11 protein-coding genes are annotated in these 9,701 nt (G+C 59.6%); 9 read left to right on the forward strand and 2 right to left on the reverse strand.

The features are described from left to right. Window positions 1-38: 38 nt before the first annotated feature. Genes V8G57_RS25120 through V8G57_RS25160 form a run of 9 tightly spaced genes read left to right on the forward strand, consistent with a single transcriptional unit; the run spans window position 39 to window position 7,017 of the window. On the forward strand, window positions 39-1,043 hold the full coding sequence (locus V8G57_RS25120) for a sulfonate ABC transporter substrate-binding protein (RefSeq protein WP_342831707.1): 1,005 nt from the start codon (window positions 39-41) through the stop codon (window positions 1,041-1,043). Between the two features lie 10 nt (window positions 1,044-1,053). Beyond that, on the forward strand, window positions 1,054-2,064 hold the full coding sequence (locus V8G57_RS25125; RefSeq protein ID WP_342831708.1) for a sulfonate ABC transporter substrate-binding protein: 1,011 nt from the start codon (window positions 1,054-1,056) through the stop codon (window positions 2,062-2,064). Window positions 2,065-2,088: 24 nt separating this feature from the next. Further along, the gene (gene ssuD / locus V8G57_RS25130) at window positions 2,089-3,237 is read left to right on the forward strand and encodes an FMNH2-dependent alkanesulfonate monooxygenase (protein WP_342831709.1); all 1,149 of its coding nucleotides are present in this window, start codon (window positions 2,089-2,091) and stop codon (window positions 3,235-3,237) included. Window positions 3,238-3,247: 10 nt separating this feature from the next. Continuing rightward, window positions 3,248-4,090 carry an aliphatic sulfonate ABC transporter permease SsuC gene (gene ssuC, locus V8G57_RS25135; protein ID WP_342831710.1) on the forward strand — a complete coding sequence of 281 codons (843 nt, stop codon included), beginning with the start codon at window positions 3,248-3,250 and terminating at the stop codon, window positions 4,088-4,090. 39 nt (window positions 4,091-4,129) lie between these two features. Further along, a complete protein-coding gene (locus V8G57_RS25140) occupies window positions 4,130-4,966 on the forward strand; it encodes an ATP-binding cassette domain-containing protein (RefSeq protein ID WP_342831711.1) in 837 nt (278 codons plus the stop codon). A gap of 59 nt (window positions 4,967-5,025) precedes the next feature. After that, window positions 5,026-5,241 (forward strand): TOBE domain-containing protein, encoded by a 216-nt coding sequence (locus V8G57_RS25145; RefSeq protein WP_014007004.1) that lies wholly within the window; start codon window positions 5,026-5,028, stop codon window positions 5,239-5,241. A gap of 51 nt (window positions 5,242-5,292) precedes the next feature. Further along, complete coding sequence (locus V8G57_RS25150) at window positions 5,293-5,508, forward strand: TOBE domain-containing protein (protein ID WP_014007003.1); 216 nt, start codon at window positions 5,293-5,295, stop codon at window positions 5,506-5,508. Between the two features lie 40 nt (window positions 5,509-5,548). After that, entirely contained in the window at window positions 5,549-6,448 is a 900-nt protein-coding gene (locus tag V8G57_RS25155) for an EAL domain-containing protein (RefSeq protein WP_342831712.1), read from the forward strand. A gap of 2 nt (window positions 6,449-6,450) precedes the next feature. Beyond that, on the forward strand, window positions 6,451-7,017 hold the full coding sequence (locus tag V8G57_RS25160) for an RBBP9/YdeN family alpha/beta hydrolase (RefSeq protein ID WP_342831714.1): 567 nt from the start codon (window positions 6,451-6,453) through the stop codon (window positions 7,015-7,017). Here V8G57_RS25160 and V8G57_RS25165 read toward each other — a convergent pair whose 3' ends face one another. Next, a complete protein-coding gene (locus V8G57_RS25165; RefSeq protein WP_342831716.1) occupies window positions 7,018-8,784 on the reverse strand; it encodes a T6SS phospholipase effector Tle1-like catalytic domain-containing protein in 1,767 nt (588 codons plus the stop codon). A gap of 2 nt (window positions 8,785-8,786) precedes the next feature. Next, window positions 8,787-9,335: a DUF3304 domain-containing protein gene (locus V8G57_RS25170; protein ID WP_342831718.1), complete on the reverse strand. Its 549-nt coding sequence runs from the start codon at window positions 9,333-9,335 to the stop codon at window positions 8,787-8,789. Window positions 9,336-9,701 lie beyond the last annotated feature (366 nt).

Raw genomic sequence — 9,701 nt, forward strand, 5'->3', positions numbered from 1 at the left:
GGAGGGGAGCGTTTTGTCCAAAAAACAGGAAACAAGCAATGACAGTCTCGACCAGCAACAAACACACAAGGCGCCACGTACTGGCGCTGCTCTCCGCAATCGCCGCCGGCGCCGTCTGCACAGTTACGGCCGGCTTGCCGCAATTGGCGCATGCGCAGGACAAGCAGGTGCTGCGCATCGGCTACCAGAAAGCCGCCAGCACCCTGGTGCTGCTGAAAGCCCACGGCACCTTGGAAAAACGCCTGGCAGCGCAGGGCATCGAGGTCAAATGGGCGGAATTTGCCGCCGGCCCGCAACTGCTGGAAGCCTTGAACGTCGGCTCGGTCGATTTCGGTTATGTCGGCGAAGCGCCGCCGATCGTGGCGCAGGCCGCCGGCGCCGATTTTGTGTACAGCGCCTATGAGATCCCGACGCCAGAAGCGGAAAGCATCCTGGTGCCGAAGAATTCGCCGATCACTTCGCTGGCGCAATTGAAGGGCAAGAAAATCGCCTTCAACAAAGGCTCGGACGTGCACTGGCTGGTCATCAGCCTGTTGAAGAAGGGCGGCGTCGCCTACAACGAATTCCAGCCGATCTACCTGGCGCCCGCCGACGCCCGCGCTGCCTTTGAACGCGGCGCGGTCGACGGCTGGGCGATCTGGGATCCGTTCCAGACGGCTGCGATCAAGCAGATCGATGCGCGGGTGCTGGCGAGCGGCAGCGGTGTCGTCAGCCACCATCAGTTTTTCCTGAGCGCGCGCAAGTACGCGGAAAAGAACCCGGCGGTAGTCAATGCGATCCTGGAAGAAGCCGGCAAGGAAGGACAGTGGATACGGACCAACTACAAGGAAGCGGCAGCTCAGCTGGCGCCGATCCAGGGGCTGGAGCCGGACGTGATCGAAACCGGCCTCAAGCATTACGCGCACATCTACAAGCCGGTCGACAGCAAGGTGCTGGACGAGCAGCAGAAGATCGCCGATACCTTCTATGAACTGAAACTGATTCCCAAGAAGATCTCTACGCGCGATGCAGTATTGCCCGCCAAATTGGCAGACAAATCCTGAGGCCCGACACATGTCTATCTCTTTGTTCCGCCGCCGCTCCCTGCAGAAAATCCGCCACGCAATGACGCTGCCGTTGCTGGCCGCGCTGCTGCTTGCATCGCCGCTGAGCCAGGCCCAGCCGGCAGCCAGGGAGCCCGAGCAGATACGCATCGGCTTCCAGAAAAGCGCGGTCAACCTGGTGGTGCTGAAACAACGCGGCACGCTAGAGCAGCGCTTCAAGAACAGCAAGATCGTCTGGCTCGAATTTCCAGCCGGCCCGCAGCTGCTGGAAGCCCTCTCCGCCGGCAGCCTGGATTTCGGACTGACCGGGGATGGCCCGCCGGTATTTGCGCAGGCGGCCAACAAGGATCTGCTGTACGTCGGCGCCGAACCGCCGAAGCCGGAGAGCTCGGCCTTGCTGGTGCAGCCCGCCTCGGACATCAAGACGCTGGCGGATTTGAAGGGCAAGCGCATCGCTTTGCAAAAAGGCTCCAGCGCGCAATTCCTGCTGGTGCGGGCGGTCAGGAAAGCGGGCCTGGCCTGGACCGACATCCAGCCGGTCTACCTGGCGCCGGCCGATGCGCGCGCTGCATTTGAGCGCGGCAGCGTCGACGCCTGGGCGATCTGGGATCCGTACTACGGCGCCGCCGAACTGAGTTTCAAGCCGCGCGTCCTGAGCACCGGCAGCGGCCTGTCGAACAATAATTCGTTCTACCTGGCGGCGCGCGGTTTTACCGAAAACTATCCCGGCACGGTATTGAGCCTGCTGGATGAGCTGACCAAGGCCGACCGCTACGTGCAGCAAAACCGCAAGGAAGTGGCGCAGCTGATTGCCGATGTCAGCGGCCTGAACCTGGCGACGGTGTATCTGTTCCTGCGCCGCCGTCCCGATCCGTCGCCGACCGCCGTGCTCAGCCCGGCCCTGGTGGCCGACCAGCAGCGGGTGGCGGACAGCTTCAAGGAACTGGGCCTGATTCCGCGCGCGGTCAAGGTGGCGGATATTGTCTGGCATCCCAAGAACGCGCCGCTGGCGCAGCAGTAAACACATACATATACGGAAGCAGTCATGAACGTTTTCTGGTTTATTCCTACCCACGGCGACAGTCGTTATCTCGGCACCTCCCAAGGTGCACGCCCGGTCAACTTCGATTACATGAAGCAGATTGCGGTGGCGGCCGACACCCTCGGTTACGACGGTGTGCTGCTGCCGACCGGACGCTCCTGCGAAGATGCCTGGGTAGTAGCCTCGAGCTTGCTTGGTTTTACCCAGCGCCTGAAATTCCTGGTGGCGATCCGGCCCGGCCTGAGCACGCCTGGCCTGGCGATCCGCATGGCCTCGACGTTCGACCGGCTGTCGAACGGCCGCCTGCTGATCAATGTGGTCACCGGCGGCGACCAGGCCGAGCTGGAAGCAGACGGCTTGTCCGCCGACCATGCCGAGCGTTATGAAATTTCCTCGGAATTCCTGAAGGTCTGGCGCGGCGCCTTGTCCGGCGAAGGCGGCGACGCCGGCTACAATTTCATCGGCAAGCACATCAAGGTCAAGGGTGCGAAGACGCTGTACCCGCCGGTGCAGAAACCGTATCCGCCTTTATATTTCGGCGGTTCTTCGGAACCGGCGCATGCGCTGGCGGCGCAGCAGGTCGATGTCTACCTGACCTGGGGCGAACCGCCGGCCGCTGTCGCTGAAAAAATTGCCGACATCCGCGCCCGCGCCGCCAGGCATGGCCGCACCGTCCGTTTCGGGATCCGGCTGCACGTGATCGTGCGTGAAACCAGCCAGGCCGCATGGGCGGCCGCCGAGGAACTGATCAGCCATGTCGACGACGACGTGATTGCCAGGGCCCAGGCTGCATTTTCCAAGATGGATTCGGAAGGGCAGCGGCGCATGGCGGCCTTGCACGGCGGCCGCCGCGACAAGCTGGAAGTGTCGCCCAACCTGTGGGCCGGGGTCGGCCTGGTGCGCGGCGGCGCCGGCACCGCGCTAGTAGGCGATCCCGAAACCGTGGCGGAACGGATGCAGGAATATGCGGCGTTGGGCATAGATACATTCATTCTCTCCGGTTATCCGCACCTGGAAGAGTCCTATCGTTTTGCCGAACTGGTTTTCCCTTTGCTGGGCAAGGGTCGCGCCGCCTCCGGCGAGCAAGCGCTGACCGGACCGTTCGGCGAAGTGATCGCCAACGGCCTGCTGCCGAAGGCATCGCAAAGTTGATGGAGGCGACATGAGCGCAATCAGTAGCGCGGCAACCGCAGGTGCACAGCCGCAAGCAGGTAACACGGAAAAGATCCGCAAGCTTCAGGCTTCGCGCATCTGGCAAGAACGCCTGCTGCCCTGGCTGCTGCCGGTGGCCTTGATCGTGGGCTGGGAATTTGCTGCGAAGGTGGGCTGGCTGTCGAGCCGGATATTGCCGGAACCGTGGGCGGTGGCGCGCGCGGCCTGGTCCCTGGCCTTGTCCGGCGAACTGTGGACGCACGTGCGGATCAGCGCCTGGCGCGCGATTTCCGGTTTCGCCGTGGGCGGCGGCCTGGGCCTGCTGCTGGGTTTGCTGACCGGTACTTTCAAGCGGGCGGAAACCCTGCTCGACACCAGCATCCAGATGATCCGCAACATCCCGGCGCTGGCCCTGATCCCGCTGGTGATCCTGTGGTTCGGCATCGATGAATCGTCGAAACTGTTCCTAGTGTCGATCGGGGTATTTTTCCCGGTATACCTGAACACCTTCCACGGCATCCGCTCGGTCGACAAAGGCTTGATCGAGATGGCCAAGAGCTACGGCTTGTCCGGCTGGCCCTTGTACCGCGATGTGATCCTGCCTGGAGCCTTGCCGTCGATACTGGTCGGCGTGCGTTTTGCGCTGGGCCTAGTGTGGGTCTTGCTGATCGTCGCCGAGACCATCTCGGCGCAGGCAGGGATCGGTTACATGACCATGAATGCGCGCGAATTCCTGCAGACCGATGTGGTGCTGGTAGGCATCCTGCTGTATGCCTTGCTGGGCAAGCTGGCCGATATCCTGGCGCGCGTGCTGGAACGTTACTGGCTGCGCTGGCATCCCGGTTATCAATGAGTATGCAGTACAAGTTAAGTTAATCAAGGTGGAAACGCGATGCAGAATGATCCAGTCGAAAATGCCGAAGTAAAAGCCGCGGGCCAGCTTGGCGCCGGCCGTGGCGTCGGCATCCGGGTGCGCTCGGTGTCGAAGTCGTATGCCGGGCGTGCAGTGCTGAAGACGCTCGACGTCGAAGTCGCCGCCGGCGAATTCGTGGCGATTGTCGGCCGCAGCGGTTGCGGCAAGAGCACTCTGCTGCGGCTGATCGCCGGGCTGGAGCAGGCCAGCGGCGGCGGCATCGGTTTCGGCGCGCACGGCGAGAAGCCGGAAATCCGCATCATGTTCCAGGATTCCCGGCTGTTGCCGTGGAAGCGGGTGCTGGACAACGTCGGCCTCGGTTTGCCGCGCGCCTCGCTGGCTTCGGCCAAAGCCTTGGCGCAGGTCGGACTGGAAGAGCGGGCCGGTGAATGGCCGGCGGTATTGTCGGGCGGACAGCGGCAGCGGGTAGCGCTGGCACGGGCGCTGGTGCACGACCCGGAACTGCTGCTGCTGGATGAGCCGCTGGGTGCGCTGGACGCCTTGACCCGCATCGAGATGCAGCAGCTGATCGAATCGCTGTGGAAGGAACGCGGATTTACCGCGGTGCTGGTAACGCATGACGTGCAGGAAGCGATTGCGCTGGCGGACCGCGTGCTGCTGATCGAAGACGGCGAAATCACGCTGGACGAACGGATCAGCCTGCCGCGTCCGCGCGCACGCGGCAACCTGGCTTTTGCGCAGCTGGAAGAACGGATACTGGCGCGTGTATTGAAGCACCCCGCGGCACAGCCTGATTCGGCGCTAGGCGATGTTTCGCTGCAGCGTACGGTAAGCCAGGTCGGCTGGGCCATCTGATGTTTGACGCAATTTTTGACGCATTTTTTTGAAGCAGCCGCATTACCAAAGGAGAACCAATGAGCATCCAGGCAATTAACGTCCGCAACCAGTTCCGCGGCAAGATCCACAGCATTACCGAGGATGACGTGTTATCCGCGCTCGATATCGAAACGCCTTCGGGCATCGTTTCCTCGGTCATCACCACCCGTTCCGTGCGCGACCTTGGCCTGGTGGTCGGATCTGAAGTGGTGGCGCTGGTGAAAGCTACCGAAGTATCGCTCGCCAAGCTGTAATTTTTTACCGCTGGCAAATCCCATCCAATCGTATCTGTTCAGGAAAATATCATGACTATCCAAGCCATCAATGTACGCAACCAGTTCAAGGGCAAGATCAAGGCCATCATCGAAGGCACGGTCGTCTCGGAAGTCGACGTCGAGACGCCGGCCGGCATCGTCACTTCGGTGATCACCACCCGTTCGGTCAAGGATCTGGGCCTGGTGATCGGCACCGAAGTGGTGGCGCTGGTGAAGGCTACCGAAGTATCGATCGCCAAGATCTGATTGCCATCCTTTCTTGTATCGACCACATCGAGGTAAGCCCATGTCCTTTCCCGCCCTGGAACAGTATCTGGCCCGCCTGAACGGCGCCAGGGATGACCCGGCCCGCGACGCTGCCCGCAGCGATTGCCGGGTCTGGCTGGACGGCGACGGGCGCGCCCAGGGGCGTTATTTCAACACCACCCTGACCAGCGTGTTCCAGCCTTTGCGCCGGATCGAGGCTGGGGCGGGCAAGGGCGCCATCGTCGGCCATGAAGGTTTTGCCCATAGCTATTCGGCCAGCGACAACGGCCTGTACCTGTGGAAACTGCTGGACCATGCGGCCAGCGACGACGAATCGATCGAACTCGACCGCCTGTGCCGCATGCTGCATTCGATCAATTTCTACCGCCAGGCAGAAGCCACCGCGGGCGATCTCTACCTGAGCGTGCATGCGCGCCTGCTGGCGGCGGTCGACAGCAACCACGGCATGGCGTTCCGGCGGATCCTGACGCTGCTCGGCCTGCCGCACGAGCGGATCGTGCTGCAGCTGCCGACCATTACCGAAAACCAGGGCTGGTTGTTAAACTATGTGCTGGACAATTACCGGCGCAATCATTTCCGGCTGGCGGTGAATGCCGACGACGTGGCGCAAGCGGCAAGCCTGCTGGAACGGGTGCGGCCGGATGTGATCAAGATCGATGCGCGCGGCGTCGCCCACGACGAGCAGGCCACGCGCCTGCTGGAAGACTGCGCCAAGCGCGGGATCCAGGTGATTTTCAAGCGGCTGGAAAAGGCGCGCGACCTGGAAGTGCTGCAGCAGCTGGCAAGGATTGCCGCGCTGCCTCTGCATGCGCAAGGTTTTCTGTGGGACTTGCCGCAAGCCGCGCTGCATGCATTCGCGGCGCCCGGCGCTCTGCAGGACGGCCTCTCTACGGCGGCACTCGATACTGGAGGAAGTTGATCATGGCGACGCTGTCATCGTTCCGCGTGCTGGTGGTGCCCGGGCTGTACAACAGCAGCCCGCAGCACTGGCAATCGCGCTGGCAGCGGTTGTACCCCGGTTTCGAGCGCGTCGAGCAGGCCAGCTGGGATGCGCCGGTGTTGGAAGTCTGGTCGGAGCGTTTGCGGCAGCAATTGTTGAAATCGGAACAGCCGACGCTGGCGATAGCGCACAGCTTCGGCTGCCTGACCACGGTGCACAGCGCCTTGAACGAAGTTCCCAACCTGGCCGGTGCGTTGCTGGTAGCGCCGGCCGATCCCGACAAGTTCGATGTCGGCGCGGCCGTCAACGGCCGCCTGCCGGTGCCGGCGATCGTGGTCGGCAGCCTGAACGACCCATGGATGGAAAGCCGGCGCGCGCGCCATTGGGCGAAAACCTGGGGCGCCGAATACATCGACGCCGGCGCGCTCGGGCACATCAACGCCGAATCCAACCTGGGGGACTGGCTGTACGGCCAATCCTTGCTGCAGCGGCTGGTGGCGATGTCGGCCGAGCGTCCGCAGGAAGCGCGGCCCGCGGCTGCCCGCTAGTCAAGCGCGGCGCGCTTCGGGAGCTACATGCATGGAATTTTCCCGTGTCCGATTGCCGAGATAGACGGCCCGATAGCGCAGGTAGCCTTCAAACTCAACCTGCTTGCGCAAAAATTCGCTGCCTAATTTTTCGATGAAACCGGCATAGGAATCATGCACCATCTCATCGTAAAATGCGCCCACCTCAGGAGGCACTTTGATCGTCTGGATCACGTTATAAATCTCAGTGACATTTTTACTATAGTGATGCCGCGCAGACCGGTCCTCTGCATCAACAATAGGAAGATATCGAGATACCAGTTCGATCTGCTTGGCGAACACTTCCTGTCCTTTCCTATAATAGAACAGGCTATCCTGCTCCTTCATATTGCCGAAATTGTCGCGGTATTTGATGATTCCGACTGCCTGCGCATACCTCACGCTATACAAGCGCTCAAAACCTTCAGCCGTATTTACCATGTGGCGCCAGGCCAGATACATCAAGCCATGTGCACGCAATTGCCGATCGATGGGGAGATCCTTGACGATGCGGCAGTTGGCAAAATACCCGGCTACCGCCGTGCGAACTTCAGGATCTAACGCGAATTGTGCAATCAATGGATTCTCGTCAGTCTCGGACTCAGGCGTCACATCCAGCCACGGCTGACCGGCCGAATGATATTCGCAGGCTTTTCTTGCGGCCTGATACATATCGTTGAGTGGGAGTTGCGACAGCTTTTTGCTATCGTCCGGGACCGGCACGCCATCAACCATTTTCACTGCCTTGCCTTGGGCGCCGGGCGGGTAACCACCACCGACGTCGCTATGGGCGCCCGGATAATAATGCTCGTAACAATTTGACGGCAAGATATCGCCTTGGCATACGCTATCGAGGGGGAAGACAGTGCGAAACTCATGCAGCGCCACGTAATGAACGCAGTTCCTGACCTCCGGATGAATGCGCAAATTCTCCGCCGTAGCCCAGTCCCAATGCCCCTCACCATTGTTTGCATTGGTAACACCCACCGATGCAACCGTATCCATGAGGCCCAACATACGGACATAGGCAGGAATGCCAAACAGTTTGCCGTCAATCAGGAAATATTGATGCAGCCAATTGGTGAATACGCGCGCCTGGGCTGCGCCACGAGAAAATCCGAATACGTCGAGATAAATGCCTGCCAGACGCGGCAAGGTCTTCGGCGCCTTGAGCTGGATGCTCAGCTTGAGGGCACATTGTTTCAAGAAGTCCTCTCGCGTCTTTTCGTAATCGACCAGACCGGATTTCAAGCCGAGCGCTTTGAGTATCTTGTCTTCCTCGGATGGAAGGGGTATTGGCCATTCACGTCGATCTTCAGGCTTTACCCAGTGATCGCCGCACAAGACTTGCATTTGTGTTCTATCAAGCATCGGCTTAGTCTCGTTTACAAAGCTATGTACGGAATTCAACACTTCCAGTAGTCCCCATATAATCCGAGGTTGGCCGCCTTTGCCACCAGCAGCTTCTCGTATATCTTCACCATCTGTGCCGAGTTCTTCAAACGGAGTCGCGACGCCCGGAATGTAGTGTGAAAAAAAACCTTCCTGCCATTCATCTCGGTATGCCGAGAATAAGCGAGCAACATTGCTTTGGGAAAGGGATGGGGTGTCACGTTTCATATTGTTGTCGGTGCCATCAAAAAAAATGCCGATACTCAAATTGAAGTCGCAATATGTTCCACAATCCATCGGCAACGCGCGTGGACAGACTACTTCGGCCTGTTCAAGGCCGGATTTTGCATTCGCCATGTTTATTTCCCCTGTGCCGGTTCAGGTTTTTCGTCGGGGAGATGAATATAATTTGGGGCCGGGCCGCGCGGATAAGCTGGCCCGGGATAGTTGGGGCTTCCAATTCCCTCATCTGCGATCCAAATTTCGACTTTATGACCAGGCAGGAAATGCACAACCGCACCATAACCTGTTCCTGGTTTCGCTTCTGATATATGTAGCGGTACGGTAGCCTCATGCCAGCGTTTCTCAGTAACCGCCGTGCGATAGGTTTCCCATTTCACGGTCACCATGGTGGGGGTGCTAGTCTTGTACGGCAGACTTACGCAGCACACCGTTTTTCCACCACCACCCCAGCCGTTATACTGGACTCCGCCCCAGCTACCGTTGACATAGAAGTTGCCAATGCCAATCCCTTTGCCGTAATGCGATACAGACGAAATCGAGGTGGCAATCTTTCCTTCCGCTACCAATCGGTTTGATCCCGCACCAGCACAGGCGCTTAACAGCAATGCCAGGAGTGACGGCAGCAACCATCGCAATAATGCAGATTTAAAGAAATTATTCGTCATCTGATTTCCCTTGGCGGTGATTTTTCATAAACTTCCCCTGCACTTGGTTTTGGTGCGGGGGATTCTGGCACAGGGAAATAATATTATCAAATGAACATTTAATGTTATTTAAATAACATAACAAGCAATAGGTGTTTCAGAGGCTGCTGTCGGCAAGCCGCGGCCTGAATGAACGGATAAAGCATCCGTGCATAAAAAAAGGAGCCGAAGCTCCTTTTCTTTATTTGCGCCTGCCTGAATCAGGCAATTGCGTCAGGCAAATGCACCAATCTTCTCAACCACCGCATTACGCACCGACCCGCTCACCACAAACGACTGCGCCACCGCGATATCGTTGTGGAACCAGCGGTCGCCTTCCAGGCAAGC

The sequence above is a fragment of the Collimonas rhizosphaerae genome (genome assembly GCF_038896935.1).
GTDB lineage: Bacteria > Pseudomonadota > Gammaproteobacteria > Burkholderiales > Burkholderiaceae_D > Collimonas > Collimonas rhizosphaerae.